19 protein-coding genes are annotated in these 20,838 nt (G+C 68.2%); 10 read left to right on the top strand and 9 right to left on the bottom strand.

From position 1 onward, the window contains the following. The first annotated feature begins 2 nt into the window (after positions 1 to 2). Together EEJ31_RS08040 and EEJ31_RS08035 are read left to right on the top strand one after the other, a co-directional pair. On the top strand, positions 3 to 1,262 hold the full coding sequence (locus EEJ31_RS08040) for a MurT ligase domain-containing protein (RefSeq protein ID WP_233563804.1): 1,260 nt from the start codon (positions 3 to 5) through the stop codon (positions 1,260 to 1,262). Further along, the gene (locus tag EEJ31_RS08035; RefSeq protein ID WP_158603926.1) at positions 1,259 to 1,987 is read left to right on the top strand and encodes a type 1 glutamine amidotransferase; all 729 of its coding nucleotides are present in this window, start codon (positions 1,259 to 1,261) and stop codon (positions 1,985 to 1,987) included. Before EEJ31_RS08040 ends, EEJ31_RS08035 begins: the two co-directional genes overlap by 4 nt. A gap of 27 nt (positions 1,988 to 2,014) precedes the next feature. Here the strand turns inward: EEJ31_RS08035 and EEJ31_RS08030 are convergent, their stop codons facing one another. Then, positions 2,015 to 2,263 carry a DUF7455 domain-containing protein gene (locus EEJ31_RS08030; protein ID WP_123045792.1) on the bottom strand — a complete coding sequence of 83 codons (249 nt, stop codon included), beginning with the start codon at positions 2,261 to 2,263 and terminating at the stop codon, positions 2,015 to 2,017. A gap of 159 nt (positions 2,264 to 2,422) precedes the next feature. Here EEJ31_RS08030 and EEJ31_RS08025 point away from each other — a divergent pair, with 159 nt between their 5' ends. Then, positions 2,423 to 4,504, top strand: a complete 2,082-nt coding sequence (locus EEJ31_RS08025) for a DNA gyrase/topoisomerase IV subunit B (RefSeq protein WP_199727307.1) — start codon at positions 2,423 to 2,425, stop codon at positions 4,502 to 4,504. A 102-nt stretch (positions 4,505 to 4,606) separates the two neighbouring features. On the opposite strand, the gene EEJ31_RS08020 is transcribed toward EEJ31_RS08025, so the two are convergent. Then, on the bottom strand, positions 4,607 to 7,108 hold the full coding sequence (locus tag EEJ31_RS08020; protein WP_123045790.1) for a DNA gyrase/topoisomerase IV subunit A: 2,502 nt from the start codon (positions 7,106 to 7,108) through the stop codon (positions 4,607 to 4,609). 77 nt (positions 7,109 to 7,185) lie between these two features. On the opposite strand from EEJ31_RS08020, the gene EEJ31_RS08015 reads away from it, so the two are divergent. After that, on the top strand, positions 7,186 to 8,325 hold the full coding sequence (locus tag EEJ31_RS08015; RefSeq protein WP_199727306.1) for an alkaline phosphatase family protein: 1,140 nt from the start codon (positions 7,186 to 7,188) through the stop codon (positions 8,323 to 8,325). Between the two features lie 20 nt (positions 8,326 to 8,345). On the opposite strand, the gene EEJ31_RS08010 is transcribed toward EEJ31_RS08015, so the two are convergent. Further along, positions 8,346 to 8,945 (bottom strand): DUF3043 domain-containing protein, encoded by a 600-nt coding sequence (locus EEJ31_RS08010; protein WP_123045788.1) that lies wholly within the window; start codon positions 8,943 to 8,945, stop codon positions 8,346 to 8,348. Positions 8,946 to 8,983: 38 nt separating this feature from the next. Here EEJ31_RS08010 and EEJ31_RS08005 point away from each other — a divergent pair, with 38 nt between their 5' ends. The 5 genes from EEJ31_RS08005 (at position 8,984) to EEJ31_RS07985 (ending at position 14,127) form a co-directional block, all read left to right on the top strand. Beyond that, positions 8,984 to 10,417 carry a dipeptidase gene (locus EEJ31_RS08005; RefSeq protein ID WP_123045787.1) on the top strand — a complete coding sequence of 478 codons (1,434 nt, stop codon included), beginning with the start codon at positions 8,984 to 8,986 and terminating at the stop codon, positions 10,415 to 10,417. Positions 10,418 to 10,477: 60 nt separating this feature from the next. Continuing rightward, entirely contained in the window at positions 10,478 to 10,843 is a 366-nt protein-coding gene (erpA, locus tag EEJ31_RS08000; RefSeq protein WP_123045786.1) for an iron-sulfur cluster insertion protein ErpA, read from the top strand. A gap of 233 nt (positions 10,844 to 11,076) precedes the next feature. Next, the gene (gene ctaC / locus EEJ31_RS07995; protein ID WP_123045785.1) at positions 11,077 to 11,967 is read left to right on the top strand and encodes an aa3-type cytochrome oxidase subunit II; all 891 of its coding nucleotides are present in this window, start codon (positions 11,077 to 11,079) and stop codon (positions 11,965 to 11,967) included. A 3-nt stretch (positions 11,968 to 11,970) separates the two neighbouring features. Beyond that, positions 11,971 to 13,710, top strand: coding sequence for an aa3-type cytochrome oxidase subunit I (gene ctaD, locus EEJ31_RS07990; RefSeq protein ID WP_123045784.1), 1,740 nt, complete (start codon positions 11,971 to 11,973; stop codon positions 13,708 to 13,710). Further along, the gene (locus EEJ31_RS07985) at positions 13,711 to 14,127 is read left to right on the top strand and encodes a cytochrome c oxidase subunit 4 (protein WP_123045783.1); all 417 of its coding nucleotides are present in this window, start codon (positions 13,711 to 13,713) and stop codon (positions 14,125 to 14,127) included. A 160-nt stretch (positions 14,128 to 14,287) separates the two neighbouring features. On the opposite strand, the gene EEJ31_RS07980 is transcribed toward EEJ31_RS07985, so the two are convergent. The 5 genes from EEJ31_RS07980 to ctaE are packed head-to-tail and all read right to left on the bottom strand — an operon-like array spanning position 14,288 to position 19,392. Next, positions 14,288 to 15,112 (bottom strand): methyltransferase domain-containing protein, encoded by an 825-nt coding sequence (locus EEJ31_RS07980; protein ID WP_123045782.1) that lies wholly within the window; start codon positions 15,110 to 15,112, stop codon positions 14,288 to 14,290. Between the two features lie 32 nt (positions 15,113 to 15,144). After that, positions 15,145 to 16,764 carry a cytochrome bc1 complex cytochrome b subunit gene (qcrB, locus tag EEJ31_RS07975; protein ID WP_123045781.1) on the bottom strand — a complete coding sequence of 540 codons (1,620 nt, stop codon included), beginning with the start codon at positions 16,762 to 16,764 and terminating at the stop codon, positions 15,145 to 15,147. Beyond that, positions 16,761 to 17,834: a cytochrome bc1 complex Rieske iron-sulfur subunit gene (qcrA, locus tag EEJ31_RS07970; protein WP_123045780.1), complete on the bottom strand. Its 1,074-nt coding sequence runs from the start codon at positions 17,832 to 17,834 to the stop codon at positions 16,761 to 16,763. The genes qcrB and qcrA overlap by 4 nt, the downstream gene beginning before the upstream one ends. Before the next feature lie 37 nt (positions 17,835 to 17,871). Next, complete coding sequence (qcrC, locus tag EEJ31_RS07965) at positions 17,872 to 18,699, bottom strand: cytochrome bc1 complex diheme cytochrome c subunit (protein ID WP_123045779.1); 828 nt, start codon at positions 18,697 to 18,699, stop codon at positions 17,872 to 17,874. Between the two features lie 24 nt (positions 18,700 to 18,723). Next, positions 18,724 to 19,392, bottom strand: a complete 669-nt coding sequence (gene ctaE / locus EEJ31_RS07960; RefSeq protein WP_123045778.1) for an aa3-type cytochrome oxidase subunit III — start codon at positions 19,390 to 19,392, stop codon at positions 18,724 to 18,726. A gap of 104 nt (positions 19,393 to 19,496) precedes the next feature. Here ctaE and trpD point away from each other — a divergent pair, with 104 nt between their 5' ends. Further along, positions 19,497 to 20,561 (top strand): anthranilate phosphoribosyltransferase, encoded by a 1,065-nt coding sequence (gene trpD, locus EEJ31_RS07955; RefSeq protein ID WP_123045858.1) that lies wholly within the window; start codon positions 19,497 to 19,499, stop codon positions 20,559 to 20,561. Between the two features lie 16 nt (positions 20,562 to 20,577). Here the strand turns inward: trpD and EEJ31_RS07950 are convergent. Then, positions 20,578 to 20,838 (bottom strand): FGGY-family carbohydrate kinase (locus tag EEJ31_RS07950; RefSeq protein WP_267897614.1); only part of this gene is annotated, 261 nt, incomplete at its 5' end.

Genomic DNA, 20,838 nt, shown 5'->3' with positions numbered 1-20,838 from the left:
ACATGCCGGCGATCCTCATCGGCAGGATCGTCAGGAGACTTGCGCGCTGGCGGAAGCCCGGCGGCGGGTCCGCCGTTCCCGGTCTCGTCGTCAACCGGATTGCGCCGGGCTTCCTCGCGCACACCCTCAACGGGTTCCCCGGCGGGCTCGTGATCGTGAGCGGCTCGAGCGGCAAGTCGACGACGACGAAGATGCTCGTCGCCGCGCTGCGCGCGAGCGGCAAGCAGGTCTTCACGAACGAGTCGACGGCCAATATCAGCCAGGGACTCACATCCGCGCTCCTGGAACGGGTGAGCCTGGCCGGGCGCATCCACGGCGACATCGCCGTGCTCGAGATGGACGAGGGGCACGGGGCGCTGATCTCCGCGCGCCTCACTCCCAGCGTCGTCACCCTCACGAACGTGATGGTCGACCAGATCGACCGGTTCCACGACTCGGAGATGGTCGCGGCGATGCTCGCGAAGATCGCGAACCGGGCGACGGATGCCGTGGTGATCAACGCGGATGACGACTACCTGAACGGGGTCGCCGCAGGCCTTGCCGGGCACGCGCGCGTCGAGCGCTTCGGTGTGTCCGCCGACGTCCTCGCCGGGTCCCCGCGGGGCCTTGGGTATTCCCGCACCGCCCCCGCCCGGCTGACGCCGGGCGACGGCGTCGTGCTCACCCGCGTCGACGGACGTGAGGCGACCGTGAGCCTCGACGGAGCCGCGCACGAGGTGGCCCTGCCGGCTCGTGGCGTGCACTACGCGGTGGACGCCGTGGCGGCCCTGGCGACCGCGCGGGCGGTGCTGGGGGAGGAGTTCGACGTATCCGTCGCCGCCGACGCCGTCTCCCGCATTCCCCCGGTGTTCGGCCGGGGCGAGATCGTCACCGTGCGGGGTCGCACCGTCGAATTCGTGCTCGTGCAGAACCCGGCGAGCTTCCAGCTCAACCTCGACAGCCTCGACGCGCACACCGAGCAGCTGCTCGTGGCGCTCGGCTCCGACGTCCGGGATCCCTCCTACTTCTGGCCGGTCGACACGTCACGCCTGGGGCGGGTGCTCATCGCATCCGGATCCAAGGCCCACGACATCGCCCTGCAGCTCGCCTACGACGACGTCGACGTGGAGCGCGTGGAGCCCGACCTCGGCCGCGCACTCGACGACTTCCTGGCACTTCCCGACCCGGCCACGGGCCTCAAGACCATCGTCTTCTCGGCCGACTCCATGCGCCGCACGCGGGCGCACCTGGGCCTGACCAGCAACATCGAGGAGCCGGCGTGACCGACACACTGACCATCGTCTCCCTGCTGCCAGGCCTCCAGGACACCAACGGCGACGCCGCGAACGCCAGGGTCCTCGCCCAGCGCGCCCGGTGGGCCGGGTTCGACGCGGTCGTCCTCGACGTCGCGCCGGGGGACGCCCTCCCGGCGTCGGCCGACATCATCGTGATCGGCTCGGGCAGCGACGCGGCCCTCCCGGCCGCCCGTGCGGCCCTGCTGCCCATGGCCGACCGGCTGCGCGAACTGGTCACGGCGGGCGTCCCGCTGCTGGCCGTCGGAACCGGCTGGGAACTCCTGGGCGTCGGCATCGACCTCGCCGACGGGAGTGTCGTCGAGGGGATCGGGCTGGTCGCCGGCCGGGCCGTTCCCGCCCCCGCGCGCATCGCCGACGACCTCGCCGTGAAGTCGAAGTACGGCCGACTGATCGGGTTCGAGAACCACTCCCGCCACTACGTCGGGGCGGAAGGCTCACCCCTGGGCCGGGTGCTCGCCGGCACCGGCAACGGGAACGGCCAGGAGGGCCTCGTCATGGGCGACGTGTTCGGAACGCATCTGCACGGACCGGTGCTGGCACGGAACCCCGGCCTGGCAGATCACCTGCTCCGGCTCGCGCTGGCCCGCCGCGGCTCCGACTACGTTCCCGGCGCACGATCCGACGCGGTCGATGAAACAGCGAGAGCCGCACGCAACCAGGTTGCCGTGCGGCTCAAGCTCCCTGCCGAGTAACAGACGCTACCGGGCAGTCACGTGGGGTCAGGCCCGCTGTTCCTCGAACAGGCGAGCGGATTCGTCATGCCAGCTCTGTGCGATGGCGGCCAATTTCTCCTGGTGCTTGCGACCGTGGTGGGCGCAGAAGAGCAATTCGCTGTTGTTCACGACGACACGGATGTACGCCTGCGCGCCGCAGGCGTCACAGCGGTCGGCGGCGGTGAGCTGGGGGGAGTCGATTTCGGCGGTGCCGAGTGCGTCGACAGCACCCTGATGGGCATTGAGCTGGGACATGTGCTCCTCCTCCAGAATTCTTCCTGTACTGCTTGCTCCACAATGTAAACACGCTTCCGGTGACATAGCGACCGCTGGGCCCGGTATTTCGCTGTACGCGTAGGGCGCCGCCGGGTGTCGGTCAGGGCGGAGCCCAACGGCTTAGTAACCTTGGCTGTTGTGAGTTCTGACTATTCCGCGCGCCACCTGTCGGTCCTGGAGGGCCTCGAGGCCGTCCGCAAGCGACCGGGAATGTACATCGGCTCGACCGACTCCCGGGGCCTCATGCACTGCCTCTGGGAGATCATCGACAACTCCGTCGACGAGGCGCTCGGCGGCCATGGCGAGCGGATCGACATCGTGCTGCACCCCGACGACAGCGTGGAGGTGCGCGACTCGGCCCGTGGCATCCCTGTCGACATCGAACCCAAGACCGGCCTCTCCGGTGTGGAGGTCGTCTTCACCAAGCTGCACGCCGGCGGGAAGTTCGGCGGGGGATCGTACGCTGCCTCCGGCGGCCTGCACGGCGTGGGCGCGTCCGTCGTTAACGCCCTCTCGGAGCGCCTCGATGTCGAGGTGGACCGGGGCGGCAAGACCTGGGCCATGTCCTTCCACCGCGGCGAGCCGGGCATCTTCGCCGACGCGGACGGGCGGAAGAGCCCCGACTCCCCGTTCACTCCGTTCGAGAACCAGAGCGAACTGCGCGTGGTGGGCAAGGTCGCCAAGGGCGTCACCGGCACCCGCATCCGTTACTGGGCCGACCGGCAGATCTTCACCCGCGGCACAGCCTTCCAGGTGGACGACCTGCTCTCCCGCGCCCGCCAGACCGCGTTCCTGGTGCCTGGCCTGTCGATCAGCATCGACGACGAGCGCGGGGAGGAGCCGCTGCAGGAGACGTTCTCGTTCGAGGGCGGCATCTCGGAATTCGTGGACCATCTCGCGGGAGACGCGGCGATCACCGACACCTGGCGCCTCACCGGCACGGGGACATTCAGCGAGACCGTGCCGGTGCTCTCGCCGACGGGCGCCATGGTCGCCACCGAACTCGAGCGTGAGTGCCAGGTGGACGTCGCCCTCCGCTGGGGCACCGGGTACGAGACCGTGACCCGCAGCTTCGTCAACATCATCGCCACGCCGAAGGGCGGCACGCACCAGGCCGGTTTCGACCAGGGACTGGTGAAGGTGCTGCGGTCGCAGGTGGAGCAGAACGCACGGCGCCTGAAGGCCGGCAGCGACAAACTCGAGAAGGACGACATCTTCGCCGGTCTCACCGCCGTGATCACCGTGCGCCTTCCTGAGCCGCAGTTCGAGGGGCAGACGAAGGAGATCCTGGGCACGCCGGCCGTGCGCGCCATCGTCACCTCGGTCGTCTCGAAGGCGCTCAAGGAGCGGTTCGCGTCGACGAAGCGCGACGACAAGGCGCAGACCGCGCTCCTTCTCGACAAGGTCGTCGCGGAGATGAAGTCCCGCATCTCGGCGCGGGCGCACAAGGAGACCCAGCGGCGCAAGAACGCACTGGAGAGCTCCTCACTCCCGGCGAAGCTCGTCGACTGCCGCAGCAGCGACGTGGCACTGAGTGAACTCTTCATCGTTGAGGGCGACTCGGCGCTCGGAACGGCCAAGCTCGCCCGCGACAGCGAGCACCAGGCGCTGCTGCCCATCCGCGGCAAGATCCTCAACGTGCAGAAGGCATCCGTCTCGGACATGCTCTCGAACGCGGAGTGCGCGTCGATCATCCAGGTCATCGGAGCCGGCTCCGGCCGCAGCTTCGACCTGTCGGCGGCCCGCTACGGCAAGGTGATCATCATGAGCGACGCCGACGTCGACGGCGCGCACATCCGCACCCTGCTGCTGACGCTGTTCTTCCGGTACATGCGGCCCATGATCGAGGAGGGCCGGGTGTTCGCGGCCGTGCCCCCGCTGCACCGGGTGGTCGTGATGAATCCCGGCAGCAAGCCGAACGAGACCATCTACACCTACTCGGAGGCCGAACTGCAGGGCGTCCTCGCCGGGCTGAAGCGAACCGGCAAGCGCTACCAGGACCCGATCCAGCGCTACAAGGGACTCGGGGAGATGGACGCCGACCAGTTGGCGCTCACGACCATGGACCGGTCGCATCGGACGCTCCGCCGGGTGCAGGTACCGGACGCCGAGATGGCCGGCAAGGTCTTCGAACTCCTGATGGGCAACGACGTGGCGCCGCGCAAGGAATTCCTCATCGAAAGCTCCGACAAGCTCGGCCGGGACCGCATCGACGTGTAGCGGCTTCCTCCGCGAGTGCGTGGTTTCTGCCGCCCCTTCCCATGCGGAGGCGACACGATGCGCGCACTCGCGCAGCGGGGGAGAGTTTAAACGGCTGCGGCGCTACGCGATCGAGGCGCCGAGCGCGCCGATGACGGCGTCGAGGGGAGTGCCGGACGCGTCGCGCCTGGCCCCGGCCTCCGGCAGGGTGCGCGGGGCGCCCTCGGGACTCACCGGTCGCGCCGGCGCCTGTCCCACCCAGGCCAGGGCGAGCGCGTCCTCGCCCTTCAGGAAGCGGTGCGACCGCACGCCCGCCGTGCCGCGGCCCTTCGCCGGGAACTCCGCGAAGTCGGACACCTTGGCGCTGCCCGGGTCGGTGCCGGGCAGCACGCCGCTCGACGACGCGACGGTGACGACGACGACCTCGCCGGCCGGGTCCCTCGGGATACTGGAGAAGAAGATCGCCGCGGCGCCGGGTGCCAGGCGGATGCCGGCCATGCCGCCGGCACCGCGTCCCTGCGGCCGCACGGAGTCGGCCGCGAAGCGCAGCAGCTGCGCATCCGTCGTCACGAACACCAGCTCGTCGTCGTCGCCGCCCTGTACGGCGCCCACGACTTCGTCCTTGGGCTTCAGCCCGATGATCTCGAAGTCGGGCTTGTTGGCCCAGTCGCCGGGCGTGACGCGCTTGACGACGCCGTCGCGGGTGCCGAGGGCGATGGCCCGGTCGGACTGCAGCGAGACCAGCGCGAGCACGTGCTCCTGGCGGTTGGGCAGCGCGAGGTAGTCGGCCACCCGCACGCCCGCGGCCAGCTGGATGGATGCGGGCGGCATGACGGGCAGGTCGACGGGGGAGAAGCGGATGAGCCGGCCGAGGCTGGTCACCGCGCCGATCTCGGTGCGGCTAGTGGTGTCGATGACCGAACGGATGGCGTCGTGCTTGCTTCGCCTCACCACCGGGCTCATGCGCGGGGCGCCGGACTCGCCGACCTCCACTTCGCCGGCGGTGAGGTCGACGCGCGCGATCCGGCCGGTGGCGCTCAGGAACACGCGGGTCGCGGTGTCCTGCACCTCGAGCGCCGCGGCCTTCTTCGCCCCGGCGCCGGCGATGCTCGGCTTCGCCTCGGTGAGCACGGTCCGCCGCGGGGTGCCGAACCGGTCGGCGACGGCCGCGAGTTCGTCGGAGACGAGCGTGCGGATCGCCTGGGGGCTGCCGAGCAGGGCTTCGAGCTCTTCGATCTCGGCGCGCAGCTTGTCGCGTTCGGCCTCCAGCTCGATGCGGGAGAACCGCGTGAGCCTGCGCAGCTGCAGCTCGAGGATGTACTCGGCCTGCACCTGGCTGAGGTCGAACACCTCGATCAGGCGCGCCCTGGCCTGCGCGGTGTCGTCGCTGCCGCGAATGACCTGGATCACCTCGTCGATGTCGAGGATCGCGATGAGCAGTCCCTCGACCAGGTGCAGCCGTTCCTTCCTGCGGGCGAGGCGCCAGGCAGAGCGGCGCGTCACCACCTGGATGCGGTGGTCGACGTACACCAGCAGCAGTTCCCGGAGGCCCAGGGTCTGCGGGCCGCCGTCCACGAGCGCGACGGCGTTGATGTTGAACGAGTCCTCGAGGGGGGTGACCTTGTAGAGCTGCTCGAGCACGGCCACCGGGCTGAACCCGGTCTTGATGCCGATGACCAGGCGGAGGCCCTTGGTGCGGTCGGTGAGGTCGGTGACGTCCGAGATGCCGCTGAGCTTCTTGGAGTTCACGCCGTCCTTGATCTTCTCGATCACCTTCTCGGGGCCGACGAGGTAGGGCAGCTCGGTCACGACGAGGCCGGTCTTGCGGGCCGTGATCGCCTCGACGGAGACGCGCGCGCGGGTCTTGAAGCTGCCGCGCCCGGTGGCATAGGCATCCTTGATGCCCGCGAGGCCGACGATCGTGCCACCGGTGGGAAGGTCGGGGCCGGGCACGTACTCCATGAGCTCATCGAGCGTCGCATCGGGGTGGGCGAGAATGTGGCGGGCCGCACCGATCACTTCGACGAGGTTGTGCGGCGCCATGTTGGTCGCCATGCCCACGGCGATGCCGCTGGCGCCGTTCACGAGCAGGTTCGGGAACGCCGCGGGAAGCACGTCGGGCTGGGTGAGCTGGTTGTCGTAGTTCGGCACGAAGTCGACGACGTCCTCGTCGAGGTTCTCGGTCATGGCCAGGGCCGCCGCGGCGAGCCGGGCCTCCGTGTACCGCGGGGCGGCCGGGCCGTCGTCGAGCGAGCCGAAGTTCCCGTGGCCGTCGATGAGCGGCACGCGCAACGTGAACGCCTGCGCGAGGCGCACCAGGGCGTCATAGATCGCCGTGTCGCCGTGCGGGTGCAGCTTTCCCATGACCTCGCCGACGACGCGGGCCGACTTGACGTGACCGCGGTCGGGCCGAAGTCCCATCTCGCTCATCTGGTACAGGATGCGGCGCTGCACCGGCTTCAGGCCGTCGCGCGCGTCGGGCAGCGCCCGGGAGTAGATGACCGAGTACGCGTACTCCAGGAACGATCCCTGCATCTCCGACGAGACGTCGACGTCTTCGATGCGTTCGGCGGCAGGGACGACGGCGCCCGCGGAGGCTGGTTTCGTGGTGTCTGAGCGGCTCATTCGTGAATTCTGCTGGAGCGCGCAGTCTCGCGCGCGGTCGATCGGAGGCCTGAACGACTGTGGAACACTGGTAGTCGATGCCACCCATGCTACCGGCCCGCGCATTCAGCGCCCTGCGCCTTGCGGATGTCCTGCCCAGTTGCCTCGCCGCGATGTCCGGACGCGCGAACCCGCTGGGCCTTCCCGCGGTCGCCAAGGCGGTGGTCGTCCTGGTGGACGGACTGGGTGCGAGCGCCATCAGGGCGCGGGCCGGCCATGCCCGGTTCCTGTCCTCCAGGATGGATCGGCGCAGCGTGATCGAGAGCGTTTTCCCGGCCACCACCGCCGCCGGCATCGCGACGCTCACGACGGGCGTCGAGCCGGGCCGGCACGGGCTCGTCGGCTACCGCGTGCTCGACGCCGCCGGCGACCGCACGGTCAACCAGCTCACCGGCTGGGACGACGGGATGGACCCGGGCGTGTGGCAACGGATGCCCACAGTGTTCGAGCAGGCCCGGCAGGAAGCGATTGCGAGCTTCTCCGTCGGCGCCCCCCGGTTCGCGGGCTCCGGCTTCACGCGGGCCGTCCTGCGCGGCAGCGAGTACGTCCCCGCCGAATCGCTTGCGGACCGCTTCGACGCCGCGCGGCGGATCCTCCGCACCCACGACCGGGTTCTGGTCTACCTCTACGTGGCGGAACTCGACGTCGCCGCGCATGCTCGGGGCTGGGAGTCCGATCGCTGGCTCGCGGAGCTGGAGGCCGTCGACGGCGAGCTGTCCCGGTTCGCGGCGGGCCTCGCCGCCGACGAGGGGCTCCTGGTCACCGCCGATCACGGGGTGCTCGATGTGCCGGCCGAGAAGCACGTCCTCTTCGACACGGTTCCCGAACTCGTCGCCGGGGTGCGGCATGTCGGGGGTGACCCGCGTTGCCTGCAGCTCTACCTCGAGCCCGGCGTGAGCGGCGAGGCCGTGGCCACCGCGTGGCGCGCGGTCGAGGGAGAGCGCGCCTGGGTGATGACGCGCGACGAGGCCATCGGCGCCGGACTGTTCGGCGAGGTCGACGACGCCGTGCGCCCGCGCATCGGCGACGTCATTGTGTCCGCCCGCAAGCGCGTGGCCTACTACGACTCGCGGGACGCCAACACGTCAGCCCAGCGCATGGTGGGCCAGCACGGCGCGCTCACCGACGAGGAACTACGGGTGCCGCTCGTGCGGGCAGGAGCCTTCGCCCGCACCTGATGCGGACCGGCGCGGAGCCGCTACGCCGGGAACTGTCCGCGCTTGACCTGCGGCCGCGGCATCCGCATGAGGCGAAGCTGCAGCGCACGCATGGCCGCATACCAGCGGATGCGTTCGGCCTTGCCGGAACCGAAGCGCTGCTCCACCTTGCGGGTGAGCCGGAAGCCCAGGAGGACGCAGTCGATCACCGAGACGATGAAGTACGTCCAGAGGAAGAGGATGCCGTAGACCTGCACGCGCGGGTCGGGGAACATGGTGAGGACGATGATCACGAACATGACGGGGATCATGAACTCGCCCACATTGAAGCGGGCGTCGACGTAGTCCCGCACGAAACGCTTCTGCGGACCGCGATCACGCATCGGCAGGTACCGTTCATCGCCGGAGGCCATGCCGAGGCGGGCCTTCTCCCGGGCCTCGGCGGCCTTGGCGCGCGCCTGCTTGGCGGCGAGCTTGCGGTCGTCCGGAACCAGCGGTCGCTTGCGGGCAGCTTCCTGCTGCTTGCGGGTGGGCGTCGGGGCGCCCTTGCCGGCGGTCGTCGCGGCGGCGAGCCGGGCGGCCGTCTGCTCTGGTGTCTCGGTCAGCGCGCTCGTGTCGGGCTTCACAGGTTGCTTTGCCACATCATGTCCTTGGAATCGGTTCCTTTAAGATTAGCCGCATGACGCAGCAGCAACGGACAGACGACAGAGCCGGGAACGGAACCGAGGGCACGGGCCGGGACGACGAGCTGAGGAGCGCGGTGGAGCTGGGACTGCCCGGCACGATCGCCGATCTCTGCAACCTCGTGCGCATCCCCTCCGTGTCGTGGGCGGCCTTCGACCGGTCCGCGGTGGCCGCCAGCGCGGCGGCGGTTGCAGACCTGGCCCGCGGGCTCGGGATCTTCGACACCGTGGAGGTCCGGCAGGCGGGCATCCCCGGAAGCGATGAGCTCGGTCAGCCTGCTGTGCTGGCCACGCGCGCGGCGCGGAACGGCCGGCCGACGGTGCTGCTCTACGCGCACCACGACGTGCAGCCGCCCGGCGCCGACGAGCTGTGGGAGTCCAAGCCGTTCGAGCCGACTGTGCGCGGAGACCGGCTCTACGGCCGGGGCGCGGCCGACGACAAGGCGGGCGTGATGGCGCACATCGCGTCGCTTCGTGCGCTGGCCGAGGTCGCCGGCGAGATCGACCTGGGACTCGCCCTGTTCATCGAGGGGGAGGAGGAGTTCGGCAGCCGCTCGTTCGCCACGTTCCTCCAGGAGAACCGCGACGCCCTCGCCGCCGACGTGATCGTCGTCGCCGACTCCGACAACTGGGACACCGAGACGCCGGCGCTCACGGTCGGCCTGCGCGGGAACGTCACGTTCAAGCTCACGGTCCGCACCCTGCAGCACGCGTCGCACTCGGGCATGTTCGGGGGAGCGGTGCCCGACGCCATGCTCGCGACCGTGCGGCTGCTCGCGTCCCTGCACGACGCCGACGGCTCGGTGGCCGTCGACGGCCTCACCCGGCACGAGCAGGAGACGCCCGAGTACACCGAGGACCGACTCGCCGAGGAGGCCGCCCTCATCGAGGGCGTGACGCCCATCGGCCGGGGAGCGATCCTCAGCCGCATCTGGGCCCAGCCCTCCCTCACCGTGACCGGCATCGACGCCCCCAGCGTCGCCAACGCCTCCAACACGCTCGCCCCCGAGATCAGCGTGCGCATCAGCGCCCGCGTGGCACCGGGCCAGTCCGCGGCCGACGCGTTCGCCGCCATCGAGACGCACCTGCGCCGGCACGCCCCGTTCGGTGCCCAGGTGCAGATCGAGGACGTCGACCTCGGCGACCCGTTCCTCGTCGACACCAGTGGCTGGGCGGTGACAGAGGTGCGGCGCGCCATGGCGGATGCGTGGGGCCGCGATCCCGTCGACACCGGGATCGGCGGGTCCATCCCCTTCATCGCCGACCTCGTGCAGGTGTTCCCCGAGGCGCAGATCCTGGTCACCGGCGTGGAGGACCCGGACACGCGCGCCCACAGCCCCAACGAGTCGCTGCACCTCGGCGTGTTCAAGCGCGCCGTGCTCACCGAGGCCCTGTTCCTGGGCCGGCTCGACTCGGGAATGCCCAGCTGATTCCCGGCGTTGCAGGGGATAGAATTCACGCAACCCTCGTGCAATCAGGCAAGGAGCACCATGACCGACACCATCACCGAGAACAGCGCGCCCAGCACGGCCCACCGGGTCGGCCTGACCGACACCGCGGCGGAGAAGGTGCGCAGTCTCCTGAACCAGGAGGGCCGCGACGACCTGCGGCTGCGCGTGGCCGTTCAGCCCGGCGGATGCTCGGGGCTCATCTACCAGCTCTACTTCGATGAGCGGATGCTCGACGGTGACGCGGTCGTGGACTTCGACGGCGTCGAGGTGATCGTCGACAAGATGAGCGTGCCGTACCTGGACGGCGCGACGATCGACTTCGAGGACACGATCCAGAAGCAGGGCTTCACGATCGACAACCCGAATGCGGGCGGCAGCTGCGCGTGCGGGGACTCGTTCCACTGACCCGACTCGCACGAGACACTGGGAGATCGCCGGAGCAGGCGGTCTCCCAGTGTTGTTAAACCGCCGCAGGCATCCGCTGAACCGGGGCCGCACGGCCGTTTCGGCGCCCCGGACCCCGGTGATCTCGCGGCACGGCGCCGCAGGTGCACAACAGCGCCCGTCTCTCGGAGTAGGCTGATAACCGATCACAGCACTTCCTGAGAAGTGCCCTCGAGTCTTCCGAAAGGTCACCGGTGCGCACTAATCGCCGTCTCCGATGGGCTGCAATTCCGATCGCAGCGACGTTAGCAATAGTCCTGGCTGGGTGTACCTCCACCGAGCTCCACGGCTTCCTCCCCGGCTTCGAAGACGCTGGCGCGCCGGCCGTGACGAACCACACCGACCGCGTCGCCGGCCTGTGGACGACGTCGTGGATCGTGCTCCTCGTCGTCGGGATCATCACGTGGGGGCTGATCCTCTGGGCTGTGGTGGTCTACCGCCGTCGCAAGGGCCAGACCGGGCTCCCCGTGCAGCTGCGCTACCACATGCCGATCGAGATCTTCTACACGGTCGTGCCGCTCATCCTTGTCCTCGGCTTCTTCTCGTTCACCGCGCGCGACCAGGCGGCCATCGAGGCGCGCTTCGACGACCCGGACGTCAAGATCCAGGTGATGGCGAAGCAGTGGGCGTGGGACTTCAACTACGTCAACGAGAACGTGTACTCCTCAAGCATCCAGGTGCAGCCGAAGACCGGCGGCGAGCCCGGGTCCCGCGTCGAGGAAGACCTCCCGACGCTCGTGCTGCCCGTGGGCAAGAAGATCGAGTTCGCACTCGACTCCCGCGACGTCGTCCACTCCTTCTGGATCATCGACTTCCTGTACAAGAAAGACGTGATCCCGGGCAAGACCAACTACATGTCGGTCATCCCGGAGCGCATCGGCACCTACGCCGGAAAGTGCACCGAGTTCTGCGGCGAGTACCACTCCCTGATGCTCTTCAACGTCAAGGTGGTCTCGCCCGAGGACTACGCCGCCTACATCGACACGCTTCGTGCGCAAGGCAACGTCGGTCAGCTTGACAAGAACTACGACCGCAACCAGAACCTGCCAGGCATTCAGCGCCCCGCGAGCGAGGAGGGCAAGTAAGCCATGAGTACCACCACCACAACCGCCGCACCGGCGGAGACCCGGCCCCCCGTGGGAATCACCCCGACCGCGCGCCGGAAGGGCAACATCCTCGTTCGGTGGATCACGTCGACCGACCACAAGGTCATCGGGTACATGTACCTGCTCACGTCGTTCGTGTACTTCTGCTTCGGCGGCGTGATGGCCCTGATCATCCGCAGCCAGCTGTTCGAGCCGGGCATGAGCGTCGTGCAGACCAAGGAGCAGTACAACCAGCTGTTCACCATGCACGGCACGATCATGCTGCTGATGTTCGCGACGCCGCTGTTCTTCGGGTTCGCCAACGCGCTCATGCCACTGCAGATCGGCGCCCCTGACGTGGCGTTCCCGCGCCTGAACGCGTTCTCGTTCTGGCTGTTCTTCTTCGGCAGCCTGATCGCCGTTGGCGGCTTCCTCACCCCGTACGGTGCCGCAGACTTCGGCTGGTTCGCCTATCAGCCGCTCGCCAACAGCACCTTCTCGCCCGGACTCGGGGGAAACCTCTGGATGGTGGGCCTCGGCCTCTCCGGTTTCGGCACGATCCTCGGTGGTGTGAACTTCATCACGACGATCATCACCATGCGCGCGCCCGGCATGACCATGTTCCGGATGCCGATCTTCACCTGGAACGCGCTGGTCACCTCGATCCTCGTGCTGATGGCCTTCCCGGTGCTGGCCGCCGCACTCCTCGCCGCCGCCGGCGACCGCATCTTCGATATGCACATCTACGACGCGGCGAACGGCGGCGCCATCCTCTGGCAGCACCTGTTCTGGTTCTTCGGCCACCCCGAGGTGTACATCATCGCCCTGCCGTTCTTCGGCATCGTGTCCGAGGTCTTCCCCGCGTTCAGCCGCAAGCCGATCTTCGGGTACAAGACGCTGGTCTACGCCACGATCTCGATCGCCGCCCTGTCGGTGACCGTGTGGGCACACCACATGTACGTCACCGGCTCCGTGCTGCTGCCGTTCTTCTCGCTGATGACGATGCTGATCGCGGTGCCCACCGGGCTCAAGATCTTCAACTGGCTCGGCACCATGTGGCGCGGTTCGCTCACGTTCGAGACGCCCATGTTGTGGGCGCTCGGCTTCCTGATCACGTTCACGTTCGGCGGGCTCACCGGCGTCATCCTGGCGTCGCCCCCGCTCGACTTCCACGTGAGCGACACCTACTTCGTCGTCGCGCACTTCCACTACGTGGTGTTCGGAACCGTCGTCTTCGCGATGTTCAGCGGCTTCTACTTCTGGTGGCCGAAGTGGACCGGCAGCATGCTCAACGAAAGACTGGGCAAGTGGCACTTCTGGCTGCTCTTCATCGGCTTCCACACCACGTTCCTCATCCAGCACTGGCTCGGCGTCATGGGCATGCCCCGTCGCTACGCCACCTACTCGCCTGACGACGGGTTCACCTGGATGAACCAGCTGTCGACGATCGGCGCGATGATCCTCGGTGTGTCGCTGATCCCGTTCTTCCTGAACGTGTACATCACCGCCCGCCACGCGCCCAAGGTGACCGTGAACGACCCGTGGGGCTACGGGGCGTCACTCGAGTGGGCGACCTCCTGCCCGCCGCCGCGGCACAACTTCACGTCGATCCCGCGCATCCGCTCGGAGCGCCCCGCGTTCGACCTGAACCACCCCGAGGTCGGCATCCCTCTCGGAGTCGGTCCCGCGAAGGACGCTTCGGATTCGCCCACGTATGACACGAGCTCGGAGAAGGTCAAGTAAATGAAGGCCAACGCCAATATCTTCTGGATCATCTTCGTCTTCTTCGTGGTCGTCGGTGCCGGCTACGGACTGTGGACGTACTACGACACCGGCGTGCTGGAGTGGGCCGGAACCTTCGGCCTGGTGCTCGTCGGTGTCATGGGCGCACTCATCGCCTTCTACCTCGCCAAGGTGCACCGCGCCCAGGGTGGGGAGCTGCCGGAGGACCGTCTCGACGCCAACATCGACGACGGCGACCCCGAGGTGGGCTTCTACAGCCCGTGGAGCTGGTGGCCGATTCTCCTCGCCGGCAGTGCGGCGCTGATGTTCCTCGGCCTCGGAGCCGGGTTCTGGATCTGCTTCATCGCGGTGGCCGTCGGTATCGTCAGCCTCGTCGGCTGGGTCTACGAGTATTACCGGGGCCTGTTCGCCCGCTGATCCCAGTGTGACGCCTCGGCGCCGGCACCCGCATCGCGGGCGCCGGCGCTTTCGTGTTCCCCTCTCCGGATCTCACGGGGGAGTGGCGGGCGGCGGGATGAGTTACGGTCTTGGCCTTCGTGTGCATTCTCCGCATCTCACGGGTGGACCTAGGGCGGCTCTACACACCCTGGCGGCGGAGCAGGAACAGTCGGAACGACGCCGTGACGTCACAGCTGTCGGGTATCTCCGGCTGCCCAGCCGGCCGATGGTGCGCCGACGGGCCCATGCCAACGAGCGACTCGATGGCCGTGCCGGTGAGGCTGAGCGTCGAACGGATGTCGCGCACGTCGTCCACGACGAAGCCGGTGCCGAGTGACTCGACCAGTTGCTGCCCCTTGCCGGGCTGGACGTCGATGAGCAGGTCCCGGTCACGGAGCTCCTGCAGGTGGTCGTCGCCGGGGATCACGACGGCGAGAACGCCGTCGTCCGACAGCAGCCGGTGGAATTCAGAAGGGTTCCTAGGCGCGAAGACGTTGAGAACGGCATCCGCGGCGCCGTCGCGAATGGGCAGCGGCGACCACACGTTCGCGACGAGTCCGTCGATTCGTTCCGATCTCCGTACGGCGCGGGTCACGGCGACGGGGGAGAGGTCCATCGCCAGTGCGGCAGCCGACGGGAGCCGGGAGAGCACTCCGTCCAGGTAGTACCCGGTGCCGCACCCGACGTCGACGATCCGCCGTGGTGACCGCTCGGCGAGGGCGGAGGCCAGTGCCTCGCGGAGTGCCGCATACGCCCCGGTGGCCAGGAACGCGTCGCGGGCATCGAGCATCGCCGCCGTGTCGTAGCGCAGCTTGCCGACGGACGCGGCCAGCGACACGTACCCCCGCTTGTTGACGTCGAACGCGTGGCCGGACGGGCACGCCAGGGCGAGCGGGGGACGGGGCGAGAGGTCCTGAAAACAGATCGGGCACCGAAGCCACTCTGACAGGGTCAGCAGGGACATCGGTGCCCGATCGCTCCGGAAGGCACGGCCTTCTAGTGGTGGCCTCCGTGGGCGCGTTCGATCTCGGTGCGGGTGACCGGAGCGATCCGGTCCTCGAAGAACCAGCGGGACAGACCGGCCCGCACCTTCTGCCCGGTGCTGATGCGCCCGCGGGCGTCAGGCCGGATCATGAGCGGCTTGAAGTCGGGGTAGCTCACGAGCTTCCAACGCTCGTACTCGCTCACCGGCTGGTGCACCTCGATGTACTCGCCGCCCGGCAGACGCACGATACGGCCGGACTCGAAGCCGTGGAGCACGATCTCGCGGTCCTTCTTCTGCAGGGCGAGGCAGACACGCTTGGCGATGAAGTACGCCGCGAACGGTCCGAGGACCGCCGAGATCTGCAGGGCGTGGATGACACCCTCCATCGACAGGTGGAAGTGCGTGGCGATGAGGTCCGAGGCGGCCGACGCCCACAACGAGGCGTAGAACCAGACGCCGGCGGCGCCGATCGCGGTGCGCGTGGCCGCGTTCCGCGGGCGGTCCAGCAGGTGATGCTCACGCTTGTCGCCGGTGATCCAGGCCTCGATGAAGGGGTAAACCATCACGAGCAGGATGAACACGCCGATGACGCCGAGCGGGATCAGAATGTTGAACGACCAGGTGTGGTTCAGCCACACGAACTCGAGGTGCGGTGGGATCAGGCGCAGGGCGCCGTCGGCGAAGCCGATGTACCAGTCCGGCTGCGTACCCGCGGAGACCGGTGAGGGGTCGTACGGGCCGTAGTTCCAGATCGGGTTGATCGTCACCAGCGACGCGATCAGCATGATCACGCCGAACACGATGAAGAAGAATCCACCGGCCTTGGCGGCGTAGACCGGCATGACCGGATATCCGACGACGTTCTGGTTGGTGTGACCGGCGGCCGGGTACTGGGTGTGTTTGTGCACTACCACGAACAGCAGGTGCATCGCGATCAGGGCGACGACGATCGCCGGGAGCAACAGGATGTGCAGCGTGTACAGGCGACCCACGATGTCGTTGCCCGGGAACTCCCCGCCGAAGAGCAGGAAGGAGATCCAGGTGCCGACCAGGGGGATGCCCTTGACCATGCCGTCGATGATGCGGAGGCCGTTGCCGGAGAGAAGGTCGTCCGGCAGCGAGTAGCCGGTGAAGCCCTCCGCCATGGCCAGGATGAACAGCACGAAGCCGATCACCCAGTTCAGCTCGCGCGGCTTGCGGAACGCACCCGTGAAGAAGATGCGCAGCATGTGCAGGCCGATGGAGGCCACGAACATGAGCGCCGCCCAGTGGTGGACCTGCCGCATGAGGAGGCCGCCGCGCACGTCGAACGAGATGTCGAGGGTCGACGACATGGCCGCGGACATGTCGATGCCCTTGAGCGGAACGTACGACCCGTCGTACACGACCTCGGCCATGGAGGCCTGGAAGAAGAACGTGAGGAACGAGCCCGAGAGCAGGATCACCACGAAGCTGTAGAGGGCGACCTCACCGAGCAGGAACGACCAGTGGTCGGGGAAGATCTTGCGCCCGAGCTCCTTGACGACGGTCGAGACGCTCGTGCGCTCGTCGAGGTAGTTGGCGGCCGCCGCAGTGAAGCCACCGGATTTCGTGTTCACCGCGGGCTGCGCCGCGGTTGTTGTCGTACTCAATGACGCTCCCAGAAGCTCGGGCCGACAGGTTCGTGGAAGTCGCTCTGGGCTACCAGGTAGCCCTCAGCGTCGACGGTGATGGGCAGCTGCGGCAGCGGCCGCGCGGCCGGGCCGAAGATGACCTCGCAGTGGTTGGCAACATCGAACTGCGACTGGTGGCAGGGGCACAGCAGGTGGTGGGTCTGCTGCTCGTACAGCGCCACCGGGCAGCCGACGTGCGTGCAGATCTTGGAGTACGCGACGATGCCGTCGTACGACCAGCCCTTGCGCTCGGGGAGCTCGTTGAGATCCTCGGGCTTCAGGCGCATCAGCAGGACGACCGCCTTGGCCTTGGCCTCGAGCAGGCCGTGCTCCAGGTCCTGCAGGCCCTCCGGGATCACGTGGAACGCGGATCCGAGCGTCACATCGGCAGCCTTGATCGGGTTGCCGGTGGGGTCGATCGCCAGGCGGGTGCCCTTCTTCCACATGGTGTGGGAGAGCTCCGTCACGGGGTCGACGTCCTGCGGGCCGAGGCCGCGGAATAATACGACCGCCGGCAGCGGGAACGCGATCAGTGCGCCGATGAGGCTGTTGCGAATGAGCGCGCGGCGACCGAAGCCGGACTCGGTGTTGGCCTGCTCGAAGATCTCCACGGCGCGCGCCCGGGTCTCCGGCGTGCCGGGGACGGGGTGGCGCTCGTCGATGCCCTCGTGGTCGGACATGAGGGCTTTGCCCCAGTGCACGGCGCCGATGCCGATCGCCAGCAGGGCGAGGGCCAGGCCGAGGCCGATGAAGAGGTTGTTGCGGCGAACCGACGCGATGTTCTCCGCGTCGATCGGGAAGACCATGTACGCGACGATCGCGAAGATGCTGCCCACGATCGACAGGTAGAACAGGGTGTAGACCCACCGCTCCGCACGCCGTTCTGCCTTGGGGTCGATGTCGGTGACACGGGGACGGTGGGGCGGGAAGCCGGGGTTCTCAAAGGCGTCACGGGCGACGACGGCAGTGCCGGCTGGGGCCTCCCCGTGAGCGGTACCGGACGGGGTCACTCCCGTGAGGTCCTTCCCGCTGGTGTCGTCGTTAGCCATTGTTCTCCTTCTTGCGCTGTTTCAAACCGGATGACCGTCAGTTGGACTTGGCCGTGATCCACACGGTCAACGCCACAATGCTGCCGATGCCGAAGATCCAGAGGAACAAGCCCTCCGAGACCGGACCGAAGTTCCCCAACTCGTAGCCGCCGGGGGACGGGTGGGTCTGCAGGTACTTCAGGTAGGTGATGATGTCGCGCTTGCCTTCTGGCGTGATGTTCAGGTTGTTGAACACCGGCATGTTCTGCGGGCCGGTCACCATGGCCTCGTAGATGTGCTTGCTGCTGGTCTCCGCGAGCGAGGGCGCGAATTTGCCCTCGGTGAGGGCGCCGCCGGCGCCCGCGACGTTGTGGCACATCGCGCAGTTGATGCGGAACAGTTCCGCACCGGCGGAGGCGTCGCCTTCGCCGTCGATCTCGTGTGCTTCGGGGATCGCCGGGCCCGGGGCGAGCGAGCCGATGTACGCGGCCAACGCCGCGACATCCTCATCGCTGAACTGCACCGGCTTCTGCAGGGCCTGCGGGCCCTGGGCGGCCATCGGCATGCGGCCGGTGCCCACCTGGAAGTCGACGGATGCCGCACCGACGCCGATGAGGCTCGGCCCGGCATCCGCGCCCTGGGCCTGCATTCCGTGGCAGGTGGCGCAGTTGGCGATGAAGAGCTTGCGGCCCTCGTCGATGGTCTGCTGCGACGTGGCATCCGTTGCCGCACTGGCCGTGCTGGTGCTGAAGGCGGCGTAGGCGCCGCCGGTGAACAAGAGGCCGATGGCGATCAGTGCGACGCTGGCCAGCGGATGACGACGGCCGGTCTTGCGGGGCTTGCGGCTCCGTGCCTTGGGGGGCGTTGGGGTTCTGTTCTCTGGCATGCTGAAGGTTTCCGCTCCTGATTCCTATTTGAGAACGTAGATGACCAGGAAGAGCCCGATCCACACGACGTCGACGAAGTGCCAGTAGTACGAGACGACGATGGCGCTCGTCGCCTCCTTGTGTCCGAAGTTCTTCACCGCGAACGCGCGCCCGATCACCAGCAGGAACGCGATGAGTCCGGCGGTGACGTGGATGCCGTGGAAGCCCGTGGTCAGGTAGAAGGCCGAGCCATAGGCGTTCGATGAGAGCGAGACGTGCTCGGAGACCAGGGTGGCGTACTCCATGATCTGGCCGGAGACGAACACTGCGCCGAGGGCGTAGGTGAGGAAGAACCACTCGACCATGCCCCACTGGCTGGGGCGCGGACCGGTGGAGCGGGCCTGCAGGCGCTCGGCGGCGAACACGCCGAACTGGCAGGTGAACGACGAGGCCACCAGGATGAGCGTGTTGGTGAGCGCGTACGGGAAGTTGTGCTTCGCCGTCTCGAACTGCCACAGGTCGGGGGAGGTCGACCGGAGGGTGAAGTAGATGGCGAAGAGACCCGCGAAGAACATGACTTCGCTGCCCAGCCAGACAATGGTGCCCACCGCCACGCTGTTGGGCCTGTTCACTACGGGCGCACTCGCCGTAGGAGTAAATGAGGTGCTCGTCACTCCTCCATTATGGCCGAACTCCGCACAGGTTTTTCCCATTCGGCCGTGCCAGTCCCCGCCGATACCACGGAAGGGAGGGTGCCGGTGGGGAGGAAGAAGGGTCTGGGGCGGGCGTGTCGGCCGGTGAGATTAAGATTGTGGTCATGCTTGAATCCCAGTCCTGGCCCAATGTCCTCACTGCGCTGCTCAAGGGGGAGGACCTGAGCGTTGCGGATGCGGCGTGGAGCATGGAGCAGGTCATGCTGGGAGACGTGACCCCGTCGCAGCTGGGTGCGTTCCTCGTGGCGCTGGCGGCCAAGGGGGAGACGGTCGATGAGATCGTCGGCTTCCGCGACGCGATCCTCGAGCACGCGCTTCCGCTGCCGGTTGATCCGATGGCGCTCGACATCGTCGGAACCGGAGGCGACCGGCAGGGCACGGTCAACGTATCGACCATGGCGTCGATCGTCTGCGCCGCGGCCGGCGTGCCGGTGATCAAGCACGGGAACCGTGCGGCCAGCTCGGCGTCCGGGTCGTCTGACGTGCTGGCGGCACTCGGCATCGATCTCACGCTGACCCCCGATGCGGTCGCCGCGGTGCTCGAGCGTGCGGGAATCACCTTCGCGTACGCCGCAGCCTTCCACCCGGGATTCCGCCACGCGGGCGCCACTCGCGCCGAGCTCGGCGTTCCGACCGTCTTCAACTACCTCGGGCCGCTGTGCAATCCGGCACGTCCCGAAGCATCCGCTGTGGGGGTGGCCAGTCTGGAACGGGTGCCGCTCTTCGTCGGGGTGTTCCAGACCCGGGGGGCCACCGCACTGGTCTTCCGCGGTGACGACGGACTCGATGAGCTCACCACCACGGGCCACAGCCACGTGTGGGAGGTCTCGCGGGGGCTCGTCACCGAGCACGACATCGACCCGCGCGACCTGGGCATCAAGCGGGCTCGGATCACCGACCTCATCGGTGGCGACGCGGGTCACAATGCCGCCGTCGCGCGCGCCGTCCTCGGCGGAGAGACGGGGCCGGTCCGTGACATCGTGCTGCTGAACGCCGCGGCCGGACTCGTCGCATACGACCTGGCCAACGACCCCAGCCAGGTGCAGGTCGCCATCCTCGACCGGTTCCGCAGCAAGATGGCCGTTGCCGCGGAAGCGATCGACTCGGGCGCGGCCACGGCCAAGCTCGCTGCGTGGGTGGAGGCGGCGAAGGCCCCGCTGGGGGCCTAGCGGCGCGTTCTGCGGCTCACACGACGTCGTCGTCGACCCAGTCGAGGGTTTTGGTGACGGCTTTTTTCCAGTTGCGCAGGAGCCGGTCGCGTTCGGCGTCGTCCATCTGGGGTTCCCAGCGCTGGTCTTCCTGCCAGTTCTGGCGGAGGTCGTCCAGTCCGCTCCAGAAGCCCACGGCCAGGCCCGCGGCGTATGCGGCGCCGAGGGCGGTGGTCTCGGCCACGACGGGGCGGATCACGGGGACGCCGAGGATGTCGGCCTGGAACTGCATGAGCAG

The sequence above is a fragment of the Cryobacterium tepidiphilum genome (genome assembly GCF_003716325.1).
GTDB lineage: Bacteria > Actinomycetota > Actinomycetes > Actinomycetales > Microbacteriaceae > Cryobacterium > Cryobacterium tepidiphilum.
Note: the sequence above shows the minus strand (reverse complement) of the source record. Positions and strands in the feature narration are given on the sequence as shown.

Coding starts and splice junctions, on each gene's coding strand:
- EEJ31_RS08040 (WP_233563804.1), top strand. CDS start 3: ATGCCGGCGATCCTCATCGGCAGGATCGTCAGGAGACTTGCGCGCTGG.
- EEJ31_RS08030 (WP_123045792.1), bottom strand. CDS start 2,263: ATGTCCCAGCTCAATGCCCATCAGGGTGCTGTCGACGCACTCGGCACC.
- EEJ31_RS08020 (WP_123045790.1), bottom strand. CDS start 7,108: ATGAGCCGCTCAGACACCACGAAACCAGCCTCCGCGGGCGCCGTCGTC.
- EEJ31_RS08015 (WP_199727306.1), top strand. CDS start 7,186: ATGCCACCCATGCTACCGGCCCGCGCATTCAGCGCCCTGCGCCTTGCG.
- EEJ31_RS08005 (WP_123045787.1), top strand. CDS start 8,984: ATGACGCAGCAGCAACGGACAGACGACAGAGCCGGGAACGGAACCGAG.
- erpA (WP_123045786.1), top strand. CDS start 10,478: ATGACCGACACCATCACCGAGAACAGCGCGCCCAGCACGGCCCACCGG.
- ctaD (WP_123045784.1), top strand. CDS start 11,971: ATGAGTACCACCACCACAACCGCCGCACCGGCGGAGACCCGGCCCCCC.
- EEJ31_RS07985 (WP_123045783.1), top strand. CDS start 13,711: ATGAAGGCCAACGCCAATATCTTCTGGATCATCTTCGTCTTCTTCGTG.
- EEJ31_RS07980 (WP_123045782.1), bottom strand. CDS start 15,112: ATGTCCCTGCTGACCCTGTCAGAGTGGCTTCGGTGCCCGATCTGTTTT.
- qcrA (WP_123045780.1), bottom strand. CDS start 17,834: ATGGCTAACGACGACACCAGCGGGAAGGACCTCACGGGAGTGACCCCG.
- qcrC (WP_123045779.1), bottom strand. CDS start 18,699: ATGCCAGAGAACAGAACCCCAACGCCCCCCAAGGCACGGAGCCGCAAG.
- ctaE (WP_123045778.1), bottom strand. CDS start 19,392: ATGGGAAAAACCTGTGCGGAGTTCGGCCATAATGGAGGAGTGACGAGC.
- trpD (WP_123045858.1), top strand. CDS start 19,497: ATGCTTGAATCCCAGTCCTGGCCCAATGTCCTCACTGCGCTGCTCAAG.